The sequence below is a fragment of the Acinetobacter sp. Swhac1 genome, from assembly GCF_013390985.1.
Taxonomy (GTDB): domain Bacteria; phylum Pseudomonadota; class Gammaproteobacteria; order Pseudomonadales; family Moraxellaceae; genus Acinetobacter; species Acinetobacter towneri.
The window spans coordinates 76,721-97,053 of the sequence record NZ_JACASN010000010.1 but is presented as its reverse complement, the minus strand read 5'-3'; the positions used below and the strand labels follow the sequence as shown (position 1 = coordinate 97,053).

The following is a 20,333-nucleotide window of genomic DNA, read 5'->3' as shown; positions in this document are numbered from 1 at the left end:
CTCCATTAGCGAATATAGTGGGTGTTGGCATGTTGAATGTAGGTTGGAAATTCTGCAATCGAGCCATGGCTTTGTAATAGTGTGGCCAGTGACATCACATATTTGTAAGCATTCAAGGCAGTTTCAGCTCGTAGTCCGCTCAGCATATTTTGTGCATCGATGACCTGTGTGGCGGTGCCCGTATCTTCTTTAAAAGACAATTCTTGGATGCGTAAATTTTCCTGTGCGGCTTTCAAGTTTTGTGCCAGAAGTACATCACTTTGCTGTGCACTAAGTGCTTCGCTATAAGATTTATAAATCAGATTTTCAATTTCCTGCTGGGTGCGTGCAGTAAGCAGTTCTGTTGCAGAGCGTTTGAGTTCGGCAGCCTGAATATTCTTGTTTTTATCGATCCCGGAAAACAGGTTATAGCGTGCGGCAACCCCGACAATCCAGTTTTCATTTTGATCCAGACTATATTCGCCAAAAGCAAATACATTTGGTTTTTTCGCTGCTTGCTGGGCTTTCACATTGGCTTGGGCCAATTGGGTATCCAGCTGCATTTTTTGAATCAGCGCAGAGTTCTGACTAAAAGTTTTTAGCAGATGATTTAAGGCCTGTGGCTCGGTTTTATTGACAAATAAAGGCATCGAAAGCTCAGTGATGCTACTTTCCTGAAGCAGATTATTCAGCTGGAACAGCGCTGCATTCAAATTGGCCTGCGTATTTTGCTGGCTGCGCTCGGCATTATTACGTGCCACTTCAAATTGCATACGCTGGCCTTTACTGATAAAACCTTGCTGTTCCATTTTTAAGGCATTGCGATAATGCTGCTGCATGGCATTCAGATTAAACAGCGCAGCTGCATGCAATTGCTTTTGGAGCTGCACATTAAAATAACTTTGAATCAGTTCAAAACGCTGCGTATCTTGCTGCTGTTTGTTGCTGAGCTGACTACGACCGACCTGAATATTGGCAATTTCTTTGGCACTACGGGTGAGGCCTCCAGTATATATTGGCATAATCACGGAAACAGTGGGGCGAATCACCTGATCTTCAAGGATGACATTAGACGTATCCGGAATCAGACCAACTCCGCTATGAATAGTATTGTTAAGTCCATCACGCAGTGGATCAGTAATACCTGCAGGTAGATCCACGCCATTACTGGCCTCCCACTCATTAAGCCGGCCATTCACGCCTTGAGAGAGTGAATTCTCCAGATTATTTTTAAATTGCTTTAATGGAATATCGACTTCACTGTGAAAGGCATAGGCACGAACATTCAGGTCGACACGTGGCAGACCTACGCCTTTTACTGCTTCAGCTTCAAGTTTTGAAGCCTGTTCCAGACTTTGATAGGCTTGGCTGCTATAAGAATTTTGCAACAACTGACGTTCAGCATCCTGAAAGCTGATGCTCTGTGCATGAGCAAAGCTGCCATACATCATAGATGCAAGCAGATTTAAACCCCAGACAAGCTGTCTTTTATTTTTCTTTAAGTTCATAAAGTCGCTAAACTGATATAAAGCCGGTAATGTTATCCCGCTAGTATAAATCAAAGGTTCGCAGATAGAACTAGTGTAAAGTTATAGTATTGTTTCTTGTACATTTGTCTATAAAAAGCACGCTTATGCGTCCTCTAATCTTCTTTTTTTACCTTTTCTTTTTAAATAGCGTTTTTTAGCTACTTTTTCTCTATATTCTTTTAAAAGTCTTGGATTTTTTGCGATTAATTCATCCATATTGCTTTTTCCCCCCTCGAAATTCAGGATGTTGCTCTCGCATTTTTTTACATTCACTCTTTTCTCGCCAGATTTTAAAGAATAAATAAAGCTTGCTGAAGCATCTCTACGTAAAACTTCTTCTTTAAATAAAGGGGTGGCAATAGATCTCTTGCGAAAGTTAATTTAAGAGCATCCAATTCACCATTCCAGCAATTAAATTCATTCTTAGACCAAATCGTTTCCGTCTATTTCTATGGCGTTCTGTTAATATCCGAAAATGTTTAAGTTTGCCGTTGATATGTTCAATTGTGATCCTACGCCGACTGATTTCTTGGTTGATCTGTTTTGCTATTTGGGGTAATGATAAATTGTTAGGTTTCTTGATTGGAATGAGTAACTTACTCTTAATCTGATGAAATCCTTTATAGGCTAAATCTGCCATGATATAAGGATAAATAATCATCTCCTTCAAATGCTTACGCGCAATGTTCAGATCGTGTTTTCTGCCATCTTCAATCTGTATACTTACAATTTGCTTTAATTGGGGGTTAAAAATGACCTGTGTTTTTAGCGTATGTTTCTTCTTTTTACCACTATAGAATTTTCTTTGTTTTTTTGGGACGCTCAATCTGTGACTCAGTAACATCAACGATTACATAATCCCCCTCATTAAACTTTTGATTCCTTTTCGGCAATGCGAAAATCCGTGATTGAATCAGAGCATTTTCAACTTTCTGAATCGTACGATTCACATTACTTTCAGCTAGGTTATAGTCGGCGGATAACTCAATTTGAGTTCTATAACAGCGTAAGTAATTTAAAGTTAACAACAATTGATACTCTAAACACAACGAATGAGGTCTTCCAGATTTTTTCTTGGCAAGTTCAGCATGTTGTAACACTGATACCATTTTTAAGAATAATGGACGAGGAACTCCAACAAGTCGTTTAAATTCTTCATCATTAAATCTTGTTAAATTTTCATATTTCATGAGATGAGTATAAACAATTTTTTACTTTCGCAAGAGGTCTAATATTAGTGAAAAAATAATTAGTTTTATAGCTAATCATAGATTCCAAGATATTTTGAGGTAACAAAATTACAGGTCCAACAACTTTATTAGGCCCCCAAGGAGCGTGAGGAAGTGAAAATTTTGATTTTTTCCATTCGTTATCGATTGCACAAAAGAAATGAATAGCCTCTTTTGTTTCAGTCGTTTCTATACCTAATTTTTCACATTGTTCTAATGTATATTCTGCAAAATGTTTAAAGCAAATATTAGGGTTTGTTGACAATTCGTCTATGTTTGCGGCATGAGAGATATATCTCGCAAGGTTTTTTAGCTGCTATAAGGCATGGGACAGGAAATTTAGTCATTTTAAATGACTGGCACATAACGCAATAGCAGCAAAAAATATGCTCGCCCTGAAAGGCTGTGGCTAAAACTTTCTCAGATTGCGTTATGAAACTTAGCAATAATCTCGCTATTCCTTGCGTTTCATGCCTGATCTGCTCAGTTTTAGCCTACAGCACAAGCCATTTATGAAATGTCAACAGACCCTAGTCGTTATATCTGAAATAGTGTCCGGACCTATACCATCTGCAACTAATATTAATTCTTCAAGATCTTCTAATAAGCCTGTCTGAGCTGCCTGAGAAGACTTTAAGCATGTGAGTATATATTCAACTTTAATATCGTGTGATCCTTTGCCATTTACTCCTTCTTTAGTTGCACCAATGCCAGTATATTTGGGCTCAGGAAAATGGGAGCATAATTTTCTTGCTTTAATTTCATCTTTTTCTTTAAGAGCTTCCATTAAACATTTCATAAAATTTTGCTGAGTAGTCAGAGCAGACTTGGAATGTATGTTCTCACAACGAGTTAAATAATAACTATCAATGTATAAGCGAGTATCTGTTTCCAGATTAGGGTCAAAGAAGTCAACTTCAAGTAAATTTTTATCTACCTTAAAGTGATTGAGGAATGTTGTCATTGTTTATTTTTCCTTTAATATTTATTTAAAATATCATTTAATTAGGAGTAGTGGGTGGTTTTTTTGATCAATTTGCGACAGATATTGTCGCACACATTTCAACCTCTTTTTTTGATTTAGTAAATTTATCCCTCGAATCTACATTGATTTTTTGACTCTATCTTGGCTCATAGATTGAAATAATTTTGTGCAAGACCCTGCCAGATATGGTTAAATGCCATCATTTTATTGTGTTTCACTCTGAAAGGAAAAATCATGCGCGCGTACAACTTCTGTGCTGGTCCTGCAGCATTACCGACTGCCGTACTTGAAAAAGCTCAAGCTGAAATGCTTGACTGGCATGGCAAAGGTCTTTCGATCATGGAAATGAGCCACCGTAGTGCCGACTATGTTGCCATGGCTGAAAAAGCGGAAGCAGACCTGCGCAAACTCATGAATATTCCTGAGAACTACAAAGTATTGTTCTTGCAGGGTGGTGCATCGCTACAATTCTCTGCGATTCCACTGAATTTGTTGGGTAAAAACAACAAGGCAGATTATATCCACACGGGTATTTGGTCTGAAAAAGCCTTAAAAGAAGCGCAGCGCTATGGCGATATTCATGTCGTTGAAGCGGGTATTCAGATTGAAGGTAAGCATGCCATTAGCGAACAAAGCCAATGGAACTTATCTGCCGATGCTGCCTATGTGCATTATGCAGATAACGAAACAATTGGTGGTTTGCAGTTTGCCAATATTCCAGAAACAGACAAACCGTTGGTATGTGATTTCTCATCAAGCATTTTATCTGCACCTTTAGATGTATCTAAATTTGGTCTGATTTATGCAGGTGCGCAAAAAAATATTGGCCCAGCAGGCTTAACCATTGTGATTGTACGTGAAGATTTGCTTGATCAAGCCAAGCCTGAAATTCCAAGCATTTTGAAATATTCAGCACAGGCAAAAAATGATTCCATGGTGAATACACCTGCAACTTATGCATGGTATTTGTCTGGTTTAGTGTTTGAGTGGTTATTGCAAAACGGTGGTGTAGATGCGATTCATCAAGCTAACCTAGAAAAAGCGAAATTATTATACGGTTATATCGATTCAAGCGATTTCTACGCGAATCCAATTTATAGCGCAAACCGTTCAATTATGAACGTTCCGTTTACTTTGGCTGATGCCGCACTGGAAAAACAATTCTTGCAAGAAGCTGAAGAAAACCGTTTGTTGAACTTGGCAGGTCACCGTTCTGTAGGTGGTATGCGCGCAAGTATTTATAATGCAGTGCCATTAGATGGCGTACAAGCTTTGGTTAACTTTATGGATGACTTTGCAAAACGTCACGGTTAATTGATAGTAGTAAAAAGCAAAAACCCAGCTGAATTAGCTGGGTTTTTTTATAGAAATAGGTGAAAAGTCATAGAGGCTTGTTGATGAGTGAAACTCAGAACACAAAATAGTGTAAGCCGTAGGCGGAGAGCAGCATGCCTAATGCAAAAAATAGGCAAGACATCGGGTCGAGCTGATAGCGTTGCTCAAGTTGATGTTCTACATGCTGTAAGTTTTCTTCTTGCACGATTTTCATAGATATTATTTTCCGATGATCTATTTATCGTTAAATATTTAAATACGGCTATATTTTTAGCATAAAAAATTGATTAAATAAAGTACTAATTTTATTTTAAATATAATATCTGCCAATAATGAATTAATTCTGTGTTGATTTTTAAAATCCGCACCACTCAAGGCTTTCAGATTATCTACGGTGCTTGGTGCAGATGTTTGGGTTTTAAAATAACTTATCCACATATTCGATTTAAAATATGGCTGATTTTGAATTTATAATAAATTTAAAACTGTGGATAACTGTGTTTTTTTTGAATTTAAAATGCTTAAATAAGCATCAATATATTCACACTATCAATAGCACTTTTGCATAAATTAAAAATTAATCATAAGCCATCAGTGAAATAAGTATTGAAAGTTCCTTCTCCCTGAGGAGAAGGCGAGGATGGGGGGATGGTGAATATAAGTTTATTATTTAGACAATCGACTTGATGTTTGTGGTTAATAACCTACTGTTTTATATTGTGAATATTGGCTTGAATCCAGATGTTGCCACGAATGTATTGTCCAATTTCAAAGTTTTGATGCGCAGGATTTTTAGTCGCAAGACGAATTAAAATCGCAGGCTGATTTTCATCATGAATTAGAGTGACATCATAAACAGTATAGGCTTGATTCATGAATTCAAAACTGGTTTTACCAACAACATTGCCCTGAAACCAAGCTTCATCTTCCTGACCGATATTTTCGCCATATAAATATGCGACCATTTTAGAAAAATCCACCGTTACAGGTGCTTTGTCATCTTCGGACTTAGGTTGCCATGCGTCAATTTGTTCTTGCAGATTGGCAGGTGCAACACCATCATTGGCTGCTAAAATATCATTCAGCGCACGATGGTGTTTAATTGACGCAGGATCATCGACCACCAATTGTTCGCCTTCAGCAACAGCTTCAAGTTCATACGCCCATGCGTTTAAATGCACCCAGTAGGTTTGATCTTTTTGGTATTGTTGATGGTTGACGCTGTATAAACTGTCAAAAGCATAGACAATACTGTTGTTGCCTAAATTGAGTCGAAGCACCGCTTGAGTGTTAGATTTGCAGCTAATGATACGTTCAATTTTAGCTTCAACTTTGTAAGGACTTTCAAAGCAAGGGAAAGCCGTTTTTACAGCTTGTGGTTTGTTATTTTCAACCGCAATCACTTGTGTCAATTGAATTGCCTCTTTGCTTGGGCCTTGAATCAGCCATGTGCTTTGATCCATTTCTGCTTCTTGGCGGCATAAACCCATTGGCATAATTGGTGCATCTAGAGCCAGTCCTAACCATTTTGGAACTTCGGTGCAGGGTTCATCCGTGAGTAAATTCCAATGTTCAACATGGCTGCCGAAGTTCTGATCTTCAATGCGGATGATTTCTGGTCTATTTTGATTGTTCATAAGCACTTTGAGATGTTGGGTTCTTTTCTTTACTCTTAGATCGAGGGTTATTTCGATTTTTCAAGTCTTTGGCTGAAATTTCATGTAATGCCACTGCATTTGTACAGATTGTGGACAGCGATGCAGCAGAAACAAAATCACATCCATCTACACTTTAGCATGCAATTCTGAGCATTTTAAACATACTGCAATATAATGAGTTTGATACACTAGTCGCATATTATTATCAGGGTTGCACAGTGCTGCCATTTAAACTTTGGGTTGATGCAGATGCATTACCTAAAATTCTAAGAGAAGTCATTTTACGTGCTTCAGATCGTTACCAACTTGAAGTCACTTTTGTTGCCAATCAATCGGTCGGGATTACGCCTTCGGTACGGATTAACTCTATTCAAGTGATGCATGGTGCCGATGCCGCCGATCAGGAAATTGTAGATCGCATGAAGGAACACGACATTGTGATCACGCAGGATATTCCACTAGCGGCACAAGTGATTGAAAAGGGCGGAATAGCGATTCATCCACGTGGTGAAATTTATACTGTTGCCAATGTGAAAGCGCGTCTGCATTTGCGTGATTTTATGGATACTTTGCGTGGTGCAGGCGTACAAACAGGTGGGCCAGCACCTATTTCAGAACGTGATAAACGTGAGTTTTCAAGTAGTCTAGATCAAACCATCCAAAAGCAAAAACGTAAAACTGCTTAATACGAGTCACGCATGCCTTCTAAAACCAATATTATGATGACCTATGCCTTATTGGTTTTCATTTGGGCAACAACGCCTTTGGCAATTGTCTGGAGTGTGTCAGATTTACACATGCTTTGGGCTTTGGTGCTACGTTTTTTCATTGCTTTGCCCTTAGCTATTATTTTATTGCTGCTGTTAAAAGTGAAATTTCCACATCATCTACAAGCGTGGCATAGTTATTTGGCAGGTTCGTTTAGTCTGATCGGTTCACAAATTTTCACCTACATTGCCACCGCTTATTTAAGCTCAGGCATTATCGCCCTGATGTTTGGTCTGACCCCCATCATAGCAGGTTTGATTGGTCGTTTTGTGTTTCAGTTGCATTTGGCACGTATTCAATGGATCGGAATGACAGTGTCCATTTTAGGGCTTGGCATCATCTGCTTTGGCGGCGAAACACAGCATGTGCATCCTCTGGGTATTGTTTTAATGCTGTTTAGTGTATTGACCTACACCATGTCTATTTTCTGGGTGAAAAAAGTTAATGCGCAAGTTGAACCTGTAGCACAGGCAACTGGCTCGATTTTGGTATCAACCATTGCGGCTTTATGTATTGTGCCGTTTATTTGGCAATATGTACCGACTAGTTTGCCGAGTCTTAAATCTATCGCAGCTTTACTTTATACCGTGATCATGGCTTCTTTGATTGCAATGTTCTGTTATTTTAAATTGGTGCAGAATATTCAGGCGACCACCTTATCTTTAACCACCGTCATGACGCCAATGATTGCTTTGTTGATTGGTGCTTTACTCAATCAAGAAGCTTTATCGGTCATGGTATTTGTGGGCGCTTTGGTTTTATTGTCAGGCTTAGTGCTGTATTTTTATCGTGATCTTAAAGCAAGTCGGGCATTGGCTCAGAAAATCAAAACACCATCCTAACGATATGCAAAGATGGCGTTATCCACGTGATTTTATATACGCGAACATGCAGAAATGATTTATTTTATTTCTTAGATTATGCTTGTTTTAAAGCAATGGCTTCTGCAAGTTTGACGCGATCTTGAGGGTGTAGAGTAATAAAATACGCCCCAGTACGATATTGTCCATTTTCTTCTTCACGGCTGTAAACCACTTGCGCGGTTGCGGCTATATGGAAAAAGTTTTCAGGATGGCTGAGCGTGACATGAATATAACTGCCCGTGTTTAATTCACGTTCACTATAAAAACTGAAACCACTTTCTGAAAAATTGACCTGTTCAGGGATAGGTAACATGCTTTGTACAATTGCATCGTATAAAGACCCTGTAATAAGGTTTAATTTTTGGTTGAATAAGGATAAGATTCGAGCAATTTGTTGATCTTTTTCAGTTAATTGTTCTAATTCGTAGTTTAATGCATGATCAAATTGATCTAATTCTGCGAGTAGTAGAAAATAACGCGGTAAAACAAAATTAGCATCGTAAGGGTCGTTCAGCGCAACATCGTCAGAAATGATCTGGTAATTGATTCTCAGGGCAGCATCAATTCGTGACATGACACGACGTTCAGACGCGACGCTTTGATGCTGTAAATTTTCCATAATGTATTACCTCGGACTTGATGGTATGTTTAAACCAATCTCGCTATATATAGGGTTGAGATATACGCGCGCTCGGCGCAGTAACCACTTTATTTCTTTTATTGCCTTAGTTTCGATGATCGGTCTAACTTTGGGTGTTGCCGTCCTCATTACCGTACTTTCGGTGATGAATGGTTTTGATCGCGAATTAAAAAATCGTGTCTTGGGCATGATACCTCAAGCCACTGTTTCATCAACACAAATTTTAACAAATTGGCCAGAACTTGCAACGAAAGTTGAGCAACATAAGCATGTTGTTGGTGCTGCACCATTCACGCAATTGCAAGGCATGTTGACCGCACAAGGGCAAGTGTCGGGCATTATGGTCACGGGAATTGAACCCGAATACGAAAAGAAAGTATCCATCATTCAAAACCACATGGTTGCAGGCAGTATCGATAATCTGCAAAAGGGTGAGTTCGGTATTGTTTTGGGCAAACAAATGACTGATGCCTTGGGTTTGGGTTTAAACGACAGCATTACCTTGGTTTTACCTGAAGCGACGCCATCACCTGCAGGCGTTGTACCGCGTTTTAAACGCTTCAAAGTGGTCGGTATTTTTAGTATTGGTGCAGAAGTCGATTCGATGATGGGATATATCGCCCTGAATGATGCTTCGACTTTGCTGCGTTTACCCGATGGTGCGCAAGGTGTACGTTTAAAACTGGATGATATTTTTGCTGCACCACAAGTATCTCGAGATATTGTGCAAGAGCTACCTGCCAATTTTTATGCTTCGGACTGGACTTATACGCACGGCAACTTGTTTAGCGCCATTCAAATGGAAAAGGCAATGGTGAGCCTATTGTTATTCCTAATTGTTTTGGTGGCTGCATTTAATATCGTGTCGTCTTTGGTGATGGTCGTGACCGATAAAAAATCGGATATTGCGATTTTAAGAACTTTGGGTGCATCACCAAGCACGATTACCAAAATTTTTATGGTGCAAGGTACGGTCATTGGGGTTATTGGTACGGTTTCAGGTGCAATCTTGGGGATTATTTTCGCGTCCAGTATCAGTGGCTTTATTGCATGGTTGAATAATGTATTAGGGCTAAACTTATTTGATGCCTACTTTATCAACTACTTACCTTCATATTTAAGATGGCAAGATGTGGTGGTGATTGTGAGCTTGTCATTAATTTTAAGTTTCTTGGCGACGATTTACCCTGCATTACGTGCCGCGAAAATTCAACCAGCAGAGGCATTGCGTTATGAGTAAGATTGTTCTGGAAGCCAAACAAGTTTCTAAACACTTTACCGATGGCAAAACCACTGTTGAAGTGATTCGTGGTCTAGATTTACAAGTTCAGCAGGGGCAATTTATGTCTATTGTTGGGGCGAGTGGTTCGGGTAAAAGTACCTTATTGCATGTTTTAGGTGGCTTAGACCGACCAAGTACAGGCGAAGTATTTTTAAATGGTCAGCGTTTTGACAATTTAGGCGAAGCTGAACGCGGCTATTTGCGTAATCGATACCTCGGTTTTGTTTATCAATTTCATCACTTGCTGCCTGAGTTTAGTGCGCTTGAAAATGTGGCGATGCCGTTAATGTTACGCGCAGGCACGAACTATAAAGAGGTGAAGGCACAGGCAGAGTATCTGCTTGAGCGTGTCGGTTTGTCGCATCGTTTAACCCACAAACCTGGTGAGCTTTCTGGAGGGGAACGTCAGCGTGTTGCATTGGCACGTGCATTAGTAACAAAACCCGCACTCATGCTTGCCGATGAACCCACTGGAAATTTAGACCGCAAAACTGCAGTTAAAATTTTTGAATTGCTGCGTGAATTACGCAGAGAGTTTAATATGGCGATGTTGATTGTGACTCATGATGAAGAGTTGGCAAAATCTGCCGATACCATTCTGCACATGCAAGATGGTGTTTGGGTAGATGCTTAGGGGCATAGCTCGTAAAGCCGCTCAAAAGCGATTGCGTTTAAAACAGTAATTGCTGGAATAAGATTGTTTTGTTGAAGCCCACTTCGGTGGGCTTTATGATGCATGCCAATAAAAATAATAAGTTTAATATTCATGCTGCAATTGATTGGTCTGGCTTGGGTGATTGGGATCGCCTGTGTCGGAATACGTTCTTCTTCTTTTCCAATACATTCATTGACTTCCATGCCTAGTGCAATGGTTTTACTGATTTTATGCAGTATCGTTGTGCAATACTTGTTGCAAGCTCGCTTATCTTCAATCTATTGGAAATGTTTGAATGTAGGAGTGGCAGGTGTTTTGAGTCTTGTTTTCGGTTTGATCTATGCGGATACGCAGATGCAGCAGCGTTTGCAATGGCGTGAACTACAACCTGAATTTGCTGAAGTCGTGGTTTATGTCAGACAGTTAAATCAACTGAATGACAACGGCATTTCACAAGCGGTTGAAGTGTTAAACCGACATCCTCAAACCGTGACATGGTTAGCGACTTTAGCTCAGACTCAAGTAGATCATGGGCAAAATTTAGAACTTGGACGCTATTACAAATTAAGTGGAAAAATTCGCCCTGCACATAGTTATGCCACAGCAGGTGCATTTGATGTAGAGCGATGGTATTTACAACAAAATATCATGAGTAGTTTTCGGGTGGAGCAGGTTCAGCCCATCCCGTCAGAACAAATCTATGCCATGGGGTTTACACAACATTGGCGTGCCCAACAGACGCTATGGGCAAAATTTCGATTATGGATTGAACAGCAGCGTTATCAAATTCGACTGTTTATTCAGCAGCAACCTTTGCATCATCAAGGTTTAATTCTTGCATTACTCACAGGAGATAAAAGCCTATTAGATGCAGAAACTGAAGCACAGTTTCAGCGTTTTGGAATTAGCCACTTATTGGCTATTTCAGGGCCACATGTGCTGATTTTTGCAGGCATGCTATGTTGGGCATTACGTCAGCTGATTAGGTATTACCGTCCGCATTGGTATTTGTGGATGCCTAAACAATACTTGCTCATGTTGCCATTTTTAAGTTGTGTATTGCTGTACACCGCCTTTGTCGGTTTTGAAATTCCTGCATTAAGAACCTTGCTGATGTGCAGTCTAGTGACAGTAATGTTAGTGCTGAAGCAGAAGCTTCAAGGCTTTGCCTTGCTGATTTATAGTGCTGCCTTATTATTATGGTTTGATCCTTTAAGTGTACTGTCTGCTGCTTTTTGGCTGTCTTACGGGGCCTGTTTTATTCTACTGCGTATTTATCAGAGCTTGAGTGCGCAACCACGTATAGAGCTGAATCGTTGGCAGCAACTGAAACATGCCAGCAAAATTCTAATCGAGTCGCAATGGAAAATTTTTATTGCCTTATTTCCTTTGGTGATTGTGTTTTTTAAACAAGTGGCGTGGATTGCACCGCTTATTAATATCATCGCAATTCCATTGATTGGTATGCTGATCGTGCCTTTAGATGTTTTGGCAGGAATTTGCTTTTTTATTTTTGAACCCTTGGCGTCAATACTGTTTCAATTGAATGATCTAGCTATGGCTTTGTTGCGCTTGATTTTTCGGGGGATGGAAACCGTTTTTGTACCACGGTTACATACTTTGTCGATGTCTGCAGCGGTGTATGTCTGTCTATGTTTAGGCTTATTTCTGCTATTTTTACCACAATCGGTATTGCCTAAAACTTGGGCAATCTTATGTTTTGTTCCACTGATTATAGTCGATAGCCAACGACAACCATTTGAATTAACAGTACTCGATGTGGGGCAGGGACAAGCTTTATTTTTACGTTCAGGTCATTACAACATGATGATTGATGTGGGCGGTTCTTATGATGAAAGTAAGTTTAGTATTGGACAGCAAATTTTACGTCCATTTTTAGCGGTGCATGGTATTAAACAACTGGACTTGGTGGTTTTAAGTCATTTAGACCAAGACCATAGTGGTGCATTTCCTCATTTGCAAAATGAAGTCAATATTCAGCATGTCTTTGCCAATCAGACCGTAGATGTGGCAGTAAATAGCAAGTTTAATTTGTGTCAGCAAGGGCAACAGTGGTCTTTACCACATCAGGTACAGATACAAGTTTTATCTCCTAAACCGAGTCAATTACCCTATGCCGCACAGCAACAAAATGAGTTGTCATGTGTGTTGTATATTTCAGTGCCATCCGCACAGCCATATCAGCATTTTTTAGTGATGGGCGATGCAGGTTGGGCAACTGAATATCAATTGTTGCAGGAATATCCTGATTTAAAAGTAGATGTGTTAATTTTGGGTCATCATGGGAGTAAGCACAGTTCTGCCTATGATTTTTTAGCACATTTTAAACCCAAATTGGCCGTGGCATCTGCAGGTTTTGATAATCGTTATGGACATCCTAGTTCTTTAGTTCAGCAACGCTTGGCTGCGCTCAATATTCCGTTCATGAACACCATACAACAGGGCAGCGTACGTTTTTCTGTAGATGCACAACAGCGTATGCTTATACAGCCGTATCGGCAGCAGAAATTGTGGTTGCAGCGTTAGTTTGGTTCTGTGTCTGGGCACGTACAGCCTGCACATCTGCCAAGGCTTCTTGCACAGGTTTATGATAGACCCCGCGTAAATCTGGATGGGCTTTATAGCGTTTATAACTCCAGTGATAATGTGTAGGATAACGACGGATCAAATCTTCAATTGCACGGTGAATAATAGCTGTCCCTGCATTGGCATCACACTGATAAATGTGCTCATCTATCGCTTCGATATACATATCAAAGCCTTGATCTGCATTTCTTAACGCATATAAGAACAAAGCTTTTGCTTTAGTTTTCTGAATCAATTTGGCGCTTAAATTACTCGATTCCAACGGAATACCAAAAAAAGGAATCATCTCACCACCTATATTTGGGGTATGGTCTGGCAAAATGACAGTGGTTCCGCCTTGTTTGAGTGCTTTAAAAATTTGACGTACCCCAGATTCATCTGTTGGGACTAAATGTGCCTGTTCACGGCTACGTGCTTGGCGCACAAAATCATCTGCCGCAGGGTTTTTGACAGGTTTATACATGATGGTCATTTGCGTATATTGAGCGATCCACGCATTCATAATTTCCCAAGTGCCAAAATGCGGCACAATTAAGACCAAACCCTTTTGTGCAGCCAGTGCATCTTGTAATAGTTCTAAACCATGTACCTGATGGATTCTTTGAATATTTTTTTGATTGCTTGATCCCCAAATATGAAAAAACTCAAAATAAGAGGTCAGTTCGTTACGAATTGCTTGCTGGGTAATCTGTTCGCGTTGTTGTGAGTTCAGCTCAGGAAGCGCAATTTGTAGATTGAGTTGAATGGTTTGAGAGGTTTTACTCAAACGCAGTGTATTGACCAAAAAAGCCAAAGATTTTGCAAAAAAACGCGCAACTGTTAAAGGTTGCCGACTGACAAAATCAAGCAGGCGCGATAAAGCCGTTGTCGGTGCAGGTTCGGTCATAACGACAGCATCAATTGATAGAAAGGATAAAGATGTAAAATATTATAGGAGAAAATACAGGCTTTAGACAGTTTTTGCCAATTCCGTGTATATAATGGAGCAAATTTACTATTTTTTGGATTGTTTCATGTCCGATTGGCCACCAAAACCACAAAATGAATCACAACAAATATCTCCACAAGCACAGCAGCCCACAGGCAATGAGTGGAAACTATTAGAAAAAGCTGTTTTAGCTTCAGTTGAAGAACAACGTCGTGCACGTCGTTGGGGGATTTTCTTTAAGTTTTTAACTTTTGCTTATATATTTTTACTGTTGGTGATAATGGGCAAAGGGTGCAGTACCACGACCACGAATCCATCGGCAGCGAGTCCACATATCGCGGTGGTGGATATTGTTGGCACAATTGCATCTGATAAGCAAAGTGTGAACAGCAATGACACCATCAAGTCACTGAAAAAAGCCTATGAAAACAGCAACAGTCAGGCGGTGGTGCTAAATATTAATTCTCCGGGTGGTTCACCTGTGCAGTCAGATGAAATCTGGCAAGAAATTCAATATCTGAAAAAACAGCATCAAGGGAAAAAACTCTATGCCGTGATTGGCGATACTGGCGCTTCAGGTGCGTATTACATTGCTTCCGCTGCAGATGAAATTATTGTCAATCCATCAAGTTTGGTGGGTTCAATTGGCGTGATTATGCCAAATTATGGGCTGAGCGGTTTAATGCAGAAGATGGGTGTGGAAGATCGTACTATGACCTCAGGTGAAAATAAAGCCTTATTGTCGATGACACAACCTGTTGATCCTGAACAGAAAAAACATGTGCAAGCCGTATTAGATAATGTGCATGGCCACTTTATTCAAGCAGTGAAAGATGGACGCGGCGCGAAACTGAAATCACAAGATCCTGCGATTTTCTCAGGTCTGTTCTGGACAGGTGAGCAAGCCGTGACTTTAGGCATTGCCGATAAGATTGGCAGTTTAAATAGCCTGAAGCGTGATTTAAACCTAGATAAAACAGTGAACTATACCATTGAACACAGTCCTTTAGACTCTGTGTTGGGTCGTATGGGGGCAGCAGTGGGAGAGGGCTTTGCCACTTCTTTATCTCAACATATTCAGACTGAGCAAAACGCGAAATTACAATGAAACCACTGATTCATTTTGCGCATGCCAATGGCGTGCCATCGAAGGTTTATCAAAAACTGTTTGATTTACTTAAAGATGATTACGATGTGATTTACGTCCCTTTGTTGGGGCCAGATAAGCGTTATCCGATTGATAATCATTGGCAAAGCTTAACCCAACAAGTGATTGACAGTGTTGTACGTCAAGCTCAGGGACGTAAAGTGATTGCGTTGGGGCATTCTTTAGGTGCAGTGTTGTCGTTTCAAGCCTCTTTACAACGCCCTGAATTATTTGAACAAGTGATCATGCTTGATCCACCTTTAATTATGGGTAAAGCATCGGTGTTTTTACATTTTGCCAAAATGTTTAAGCTTAAAGCAGTAGATCAACTGTCGCCTGCATCTTTGTCTTTGCGCCGTCGTGATCATTGGGAAAGTCGTGAGCAAGCAGCAGACTTATTGCGTCCGAAAGGTTTTTATCAAGATTTCGATGCCGATTGTTTTCAGGCTTATATCGAGCATGCTTTGACTGATGACCATGTGCGAGGCGGAGTACAATTGACCATTCCAAAAATGGACGAAGTCAATATTTTTAGAACCAATCCCTCACTGTGGTGGTTGCCGCAAGCAAAACTGCAAGTGCCGACAGAATTGGTGATTGCAAAAAAAGGTCCGTTCTTAAAAGCAGGTTTCCCACAAATTACCGCCAAGAAGTTCAACATTGTTTATCAGGTGGTTGAAGGTGGACACATGTTCCCTTTAGAAAAACCTGAAGCCACGGTGCAGTTGATTAAAGACTTGATTCAGGCACAGCAGAGTAAAGCTGCTTCTGTTTGATTCAGTCCGAACCAAGTACGAGCCATAAAAAACGCCTGATCAACAGGCGTTTTTTCGTATATTGTAAAAGCTACAGACTTAAAGAATATTTAAAAATGGCAAAACTGTACAGGTTGTTGTAAAAGTTGTTGGCGGTAGATCACGCCCTGCGCAGTGTGCTGAATGGTTCCGTTACAAATCCATTCAACCACTTGCGGGTAAATCAAATGCTCCAACACATGCACACGGTTCGCCAAACTTTCGGCATCATCGCGGATGTTTACTTGCAACACACCTTGTGCAAGTGCCTGACCTGCATCCAATTCAGCAGTGACATAATGCACAGTACAGCCGTGTAAGGTATCGCCTGTATTGAGTACACGTTGATGGGTGTGCATGCCTTTATAATGCGGCAAGAGTGAAGGATGAATGTTGAGCATTTTACCTTCCCAAGCGTGCACAAATTTGGCACTTAAAATACGCATAAAGCCCGCAAGCACCACCAAATCAACATCCCATGCAAGTAATTGTTGATGCATGACATCATCAAATAATTCACGACTCGGATATTGTTTGTGCTCAATCACTGCAGTTTGAATCCCTGCTTGTTGAGCGCGTTGTAAAGCATAGGCATCAGGCTTATTGGAAATAACCCCAACAATTTGCCCTGAAAGATTGGCATCTATCAGGGCTTGTAAGTTACTTCCGCTGCCTGAAACGAGGACAGCTATTTTGATCATCTGAGTCAAATCACGCAAAAATTACGCGAATTTTTTCATCTGCGCCTTCAACGGATTCGGCGTTGTCTTGAATACGACCCATCACCCAAGCTTTTTCGCCAAGGCTGTTGAGAAGCTCAACTGTTTTGTCTGCATCGTTGGCATCTACAACAACAACCATACCTACACCACAGTTAAAGGTGCGATACATTTCAAACTGTTCTACACCGCCTTCACGTTGTAACAATTTGAACAGTTCTGGCCATTCCCAAGATGATTCGTCAATCACTGCTTGCGCACCATTTGGCAATACACGTGGTAAGTTACCTGGTAAACCGCCACCCGTAATGTGCGCCATAGCATGCACATCAACTTGTTTGCACAGTTCAAGCATTGATTTGACATAAATGCGTGTTGGTTCCATGGCAACGTCAGCCAGTGGACGACCATCAACCAGTTGAGTTAAATCAACATTTTTTACGTCTAAAATTTTACGAAGTAAAGAGTAACCGTTTGAGTGTGCACCTGAAGAAGCGACACCAATCAGAACGTCACCAGCTTTTACTTTAGAGCCATCAATAATTTTGCTTTGCTCAACCACGCCCACACAGAAGCCTGCAAGATCGTAATCTTCACCTTCATACATGCCTGGCATTTCAGCAGTTTCACCACCTACAAGCGCACAGCCTGCAAGCTCACAGCCTTTACCAATTCCTGTAACAACATTGGCTGCAACGTCTACATTTAAGTGACCTGTTGCATAGTAGTCTAAGAAGAATAAAGGTTCAGCACCGCACACCAGCAAGTCATTTACACACATTGCCACCAAATCTTGACCAATTGTGTCATGGCGGTTTAGGTTCAACGCTAAACGTAATTTAGTTCCTACACCATCTGTGCCAGATACGAGCACAGGTTCTTCATAACCTTTCGGAATTTTACAAAGTGCGCCAAAGCCGCCTAATCCACCCATCACTTCAGGACGAGTCGTGCGCTTAGCGACAGATTTGATACGATCGACTAACGCGTCGCCCGCTTCAATATCGACACCAGCATCTTTATAGCTTAAACCAGTGGTTGGGTTAGAAGTTGAGTTGCTCATAATGAAGTCTCCGCATTCGCGGGGCGATTATACCTGAATATACGAAACTCTTATGTTATTTATGCGCTAAAATGCTATCTTTATTCAAATATTTTAACTTCTATAACGAATAAACTGAAAAAAGGCGAATTTCTATGGTCGATCGTACCTTGCGTCGCATTTTTATCCTGTCTGGGATAGTGCTGCTCCTTTGGGTGCTGTACTTATTAAAACCGGTTGTCATTCCTTTTGTTGTTGCATTTTTCATGGCTTATTTATTTAGCCCATTGGTTGAACAATTTTGCAAAGTCGGTTTGCCACGTTGGCTATCTATCAGTTTGGTTTTTATTGGGATTGGCATCGCGCTGACTTTGGCAGTTTGGTACATCATTCCTTTGGTTTGGAAGCAGTTGATGATTGCGCGTGACAGTATTCCTGTCGGTATTAACTGGATCAATTCGACCTTCTTGCCGTGGGTATCATCCACTTTCAATATTGAAGAAATGGAAATTGATACCTCGCACATGAGCAGCATCGTCATGGATTATGTGCAAACCAATTATAGCGCCGATAGTATTCAAGCCATGTTATTGCGTGTCGCACAGTCTGGTCTGAATTTTATTCAAATTGGCGGCACCGTGGTGCTGATTCCGATTATTGCTTTCTATTTCTTGCTCGACTGGCAGCGTATGCTCGACAGCCTGCGCCGCTTAATTCCGCGTCCTTATGAGCAAAGCACGTTGGCTGTGGTACAAGAATGTCACAGTGTGTTAGGCGCTTTCGTTAAAGGTCAGTTTTTGGTGATGATCTTGTTGGGCGTCGTTTATGCGACTGGATTGCAACTGATTGATTTAGAAGTCGGCTTGATTATTGGGATGGTTGCGGGACTTGCTAGTATTATTCCGTATTTAGGTTTCGCTGTAGGGATTGTTGCAGCCATTATTGCCACTTTCCTACAATTTGGCATTGACTGGATGCAATTGGTTTTAGTCCTTGTGGTCTTTATGATTGGACAGGCGGTGGAAGGCTATATTCTACAACCGTTTTTATTGGGTGATAAAATCGGACTTTCGCCAGTCGCGGTGGTGTTTGCAGTTTTAGCAGGTGCACAACTGGCTGGATTCATGGGTATGTTGATTGCTTTACCTGTAGCAGCAGTGATTGTGGTTTTACTGCGTCATTTTCGTGATTTTTACGAAAAAAGTTATTTGTATGGGCAGCCTGTGGTGGTGTCTGAAGATGGTGCATCGGGTGACATTAGCATTGATACAGCACAAGTTCATATTGATATTGAGCTTGATCCTCAGTCAGCAAATTCACTGCAACAGACTGAAAAATCAAGTAAGATAAAGCCCTCAGATCAGCAAAACTCCTAGGTGATTACAATTCTATGCGTCAACTGCAGTTAGATATCGAGCCTCAATTAGATGCACGGATCAGTGATTTTTCTGGTCCAGGTTGGGGGCATGTGATTGATGCAGTTCGACAGCTTCATGCAGGATTGGTCAATCGCTTTTATGTCTATGGTGGTGCGGGTACAGGCAAAAGTCATTTATTGTCTGCAATTTGCGATTCCTATTTAGAAATTGGCAAATCAGCTATTAAAGTATCCTTACTTGAATTATTGGATGCCCCAACAGAAGCAATTACCTCTTTAGACCGTTATGATTTGGTTGCTTTAGACGATATTGAAGCGATTAGTGGTGTACCACATTGGCAACGTGCGGTGTTTCACTTAATCAATTACAGCAATGAGGTTGGTGGTCAGTTGGTGTTTTCATCACGTTTTGCACCCATTGAATTAAAGCTTGAATTGCCCGATTTGCAATCACGTTTGACGCAGGCTGTGAGTGTTAAAGTGCCTTCAGGCAGTTTATATGCAGACCGACAAGCTTTGGTGAGTTCTGTGTTAGAGCGTCGCGGGATTATCATCGACCCACAAATTATTGATTATTTGTTGTTACATGGCCCACAGCAGACCTCGATTTTGCTGCAAAGCCTTGAACAGTTGGTGCAATTACTTAAAGGAGAGAAAACGAAATTAAGTGGCGCAAACCTGCGTCAGATTTATGCTTTAATTGACGAATATCGGTAAAAATTAAAATTACTTGAGAATTTGCGCAAGCTATGCCAAATTATTCGGAAAATAATTCGAAGTTGCAGGGAATTTGCA

At 40.7% G+C, this 20,333-nt stretch carries 20 protein-coding genes; 10 read left to right on the top strand and 10 right to left on the bottom strand.

Features of this window, described 5'->3' with window-relative positions:
- Window positions 1-5: 5 nt before the first annotated feature.
- From HX743_RS07240 to HX743_RS07225, 4 genes are all read right to left on the bottom strand, one after another.
- Window positions 6-1,487 carry a TolC family protein gene (locus tag HX743_RS07240; protein ID WP_178318859.1) on the bottom strand — a complete coding sequence of 494 codons (1,482 nt, stop codon included), beginning with the start codon at window positions 1,485-1,487 and terminating at the stop codon, window positions 6-8.
- A 397-nt stretch (window positions 1,488-1,884) separates the two neighbouring features.
- Window positions 1,885-2,698, bottom strand: a protein-coding gene (locus HX743_RS07235) for an IS5 family transposase (protein ID WP_178318858.1) whose coding sequence is annotated in 2 segments (ribosomal slippage) — window positions 1,885-2,310 and window positions 2,312-2,698 — 813 coding nt in all. Because the reading frame shifts where the segments join, the coding sequence is not laid out codon by codon here.
- Window positions 2,688-3,002 (bottom strand): hypothetical protein, encoded by a 315-nt coding sequence (locus tag HX743_RS07230; RefSeq protein ID WP_035310653.1) that lies wholly within the window; start codon window positions 3,000-3,002, stop codon window positions 2,688-2,690. The genes HX743_RS07235 and HX743_RS07230 overlap by 11 nt, the downstream gene beginning before the upstream one ends.
- Before the next feature lie 255 nt (window positions 3,003-3,257).
- Window positions 3,258-3,701 carry a hypothetical protein gene (locus HX743_RS07225; RefSeq protein WP_004971845.1) on the bottom strand — a complete coding sequence of 148 codons (444 nt, stop codon included), beginning with the start codon at window positions 3,699-3,701 and terminating at the stop codon, window positions 3,258-3,260.
- Window positions 3,702-3,956: 255 nt separating this feature from the next.
- Between HX743_RS07225 and serC the strand changes: the two genes are divergently transcribed.
- Complete coding sequence (gene serC / locus HX743_RS07220) at window positions 3,957-5,036, top strand: 3-phosphoserine/phosphohydroxythreonine transaminase (protein ID WP_004971842.1); 1,080 nt, start codon at window positions 3,957-3,959, stop codon at window positions 5,034-5,036.
- 94 nt (window positions 5,037-5,130) lie between these two features.
- On the opposite strand, the gene HX743_RS07215 is transcribed toward serC, so the two are convergent.
- Window positions 5,131-5,271 carry a hypothetical protein gene (locus tag HX743_RS07215; protein ID WP_004971840.1) on the bottom strand — a complete coding sequence of 47 codons (141 nt, stop codon included), beginning with the start codon at window positions 5,269-5,271 and terminating at the stop codon, window positions 5,131-5,133.
- Window positions 5,272-5,761: 490 nt separating this feature from the next.
- Entirely contained in the window at window positions 5,762-6,694 is a 933-nt protein-coding gene (locus HX743_RS07210) for a hypothetical protein (protein ID WP_019837949.1), read from the bottom strand.
- A gap of 239 nt (window positions 6,695-6,933) precedes the next feature.
- On the opposite strand from HX743_RS07210, the gene HX743_RS07205 reads away from it, so the two are divergent.
- Together HX743_RS07205 and HX743_RS07200 are read left to right on the top strand one after the other, a co-directional pair.
- Complete coding sequence (locus HX743_RS07205) at window positions 6,934-7,401, top strand: YaiI/YqxD family protein (RefSeq protein ID WP_004971836.1); 468 nt, start codon at window positions 6,934-6,936, stop codon at window positions 7,399-7,401.
- Window positions 7,402-7,413: 12 nt separating this feature from the next.
- Window positions 7,414-8,325, top strand: a complete 912-nt coding sequence (locus tag HX743_RS07200; RefSeq protein WP_104853213.1) for a DMT family transporter — start codon at window positions 7,414-7,416, stop codon at window positions 8,323-8,325.
- Window positions 8,326-8,401: 76 nt separating this feature from the next.
- On the opposite strand, the gene HX743_RS07195 is transcribed toward HX743_RS07200, so the two are convergent.
- Entirely contained in the window at window positions 8,402-8,965 is a 564-nt protein-coding gene (locus tag HX743_RS07195; RefSeq protein ID WP_178318857.1) for a PilZ domain-containing protein, read from the bottom strand.
- Window positions 8,966-8,990: 25 nt separating this feature from the next.
- Between HX743_RS07195 and HX743_RS07190 the strand changes: the two genes are divergently transcribed.
- The 3 genes from HX743_RS07190 to HX743_RS07175 all read left to right on the top strand — a co-directional run bounded on the left by HX743_RS07190 (window position 8,991) and on the right by HX743_RS07175 (window position 13,470).
- Window positions 8,991-10,226 (top strand): lipoprotein-releasing ABC transporter permease subunit, encoded by a 1,236-nt coding sequence (locus HX743_RS07190; RefSeq protein WP_004971828.1) that lies wholly within the window; start codon window positions 8,991-8,993, stop codon window positions 10,224-10,226.
- Entirely contained in the window at window positions 10,219-10,902 is a 684-nt protein-coding gene (gene lolD, locus HX743_RS07185; RefSeq protein ID WP_178318856.1) for a lipoprotein-releasing ABC transporter ATP-binding protein LolD, read from the top strand. Before HX743_RS07190 ends, lolD begins: the two co-directional genes overlap by 8 nt.
- A gap of 132 nt (window positions 10,903-11,034) precedes the next feature.
- The gene (locus HX743_RS07175; RefSeq protein ID WP_178318855.1) at window positions 11,035-13,470 is read left to right on the top strand and encodes a DNA internalization-related competence protein ComEC/Rec2; all 2,436 of its coding nucleotides are present in this window, start codon (window positions 11,035-11,037) and stop codon (window positions 13,468-13,470) included.
- On the opposite strand, the gene HX743_RS07170 is transcribed toward HX743_RS07175, so the two are convergent.
- Window positions 13,427-14,416 carry a lysophospholipid acyltransferase family protein gene (locus HX743_RS07170; protein ID WP_004971822.1) on the bottom strand — a complete coding sequence of 330 codons (990 nt, stop codon included), beginning with the start codon at window positions 14,414-14,416 and terminating at the stop codon, window positions 13,427-13,429. The two genes, HX743_RS07175 and HX743_RS07170, sit on opposite strands and share 44 nt — an antisense overlap.
- Window positions 14,417-14,543: 127 nt before the next feature.
- On the opposite strand from HX743_RS07170, the gene sppA reads away from it, so the two are divergent.
- Both sppA and HX743_RS07160 read left to right on the top strand, forming a co-directional pair.
- Complete coding sequence (sppA, locus tag HX743_RS07165; protein ID WP_004971820.1) at window positions 14,544-15,566, top strand: signal peptide peptidase SppA; 1,023 nt, start codon at window positions 14,544-14,546, stop codon at window positions 15,564-15,566.
- On the top strand, window positions 15,563-16,381 hold the full coding sequence (locus HX743_RS07160) for an alpha/beta fold hydrolase (protein ID WP_178318854.1): 819 nt from the start codon (window positions 15,563-15,565) through the stop codon (window positions 16,379-16,381). The genes sppA and HX743_RS07160 overlap by 4 nt, the downstream gene beginning before the upstream one ends.
- A gap of 89 nt (window positions 16,382-16,470) precedes the next feature.
- Here the strand turns inward: HX743_RS07160 and purN are convergent, their stop codons facing one another.
- The gene (purN, locus tag HX743_RS07155; RefSeq protein ID WP_178318853.1) at window positions 16,471-17,100 is read right to left on the bottom strand and encodes a phosphoribosylglycinamide formyltransferase; all 630 of its coding nucleotides are present in this window, start codon (window positions 17,098-17,100) and stop codon (window positions 16,471-16,473) included.
- Window positions 17,101-17,110: 10 nt separating this feature from the next.
- On the bottom strand, window positions 17,111-18,181 hold the full coding sequence (gene purM, locus HX743_RS07150; RefSeq protein WP_004971815.1) for a phosphoribosylformylglycinamidine cyclo-ligase: 1,071 nt from the start codon (window positions 18,179-18,181) through the stop codon (window positions 17,111-17,113).
- Between the two features lie 134 nt (window positions 18,182-18,315).
- Between purM and cxpE the strand changes: the two genes are divergently transcribed.
- Together cxpE and hda are read left to right on the top strand one after the other, a co-directional pair.
- Window positions 18,316-19,536, top strand: a complete 1,221-nt coding sequence (gene cxpE, locus HX743_RS07145) for a chloramphenicol efflux transporter CxpE (protein WP_178318852.1) — start codon at window positions 18,316-18,318, stop codon at window positions 19,534-19,536.
- Between the two features lie 14 nt (window positions 19,537-19,550).
- Entirely contained in the window at window positions 19,551-20,255 is a 705-nt protein-coding gene (hda, locus tag HX743_RS07140; RefSeq protein ID WP_004971812.1) for a DnaA regulatory inactivator Hda, read from the top strand.
- The last annotated feature ends 78 nt before the right edge of the window (window positions 20,256-20,333 follow it).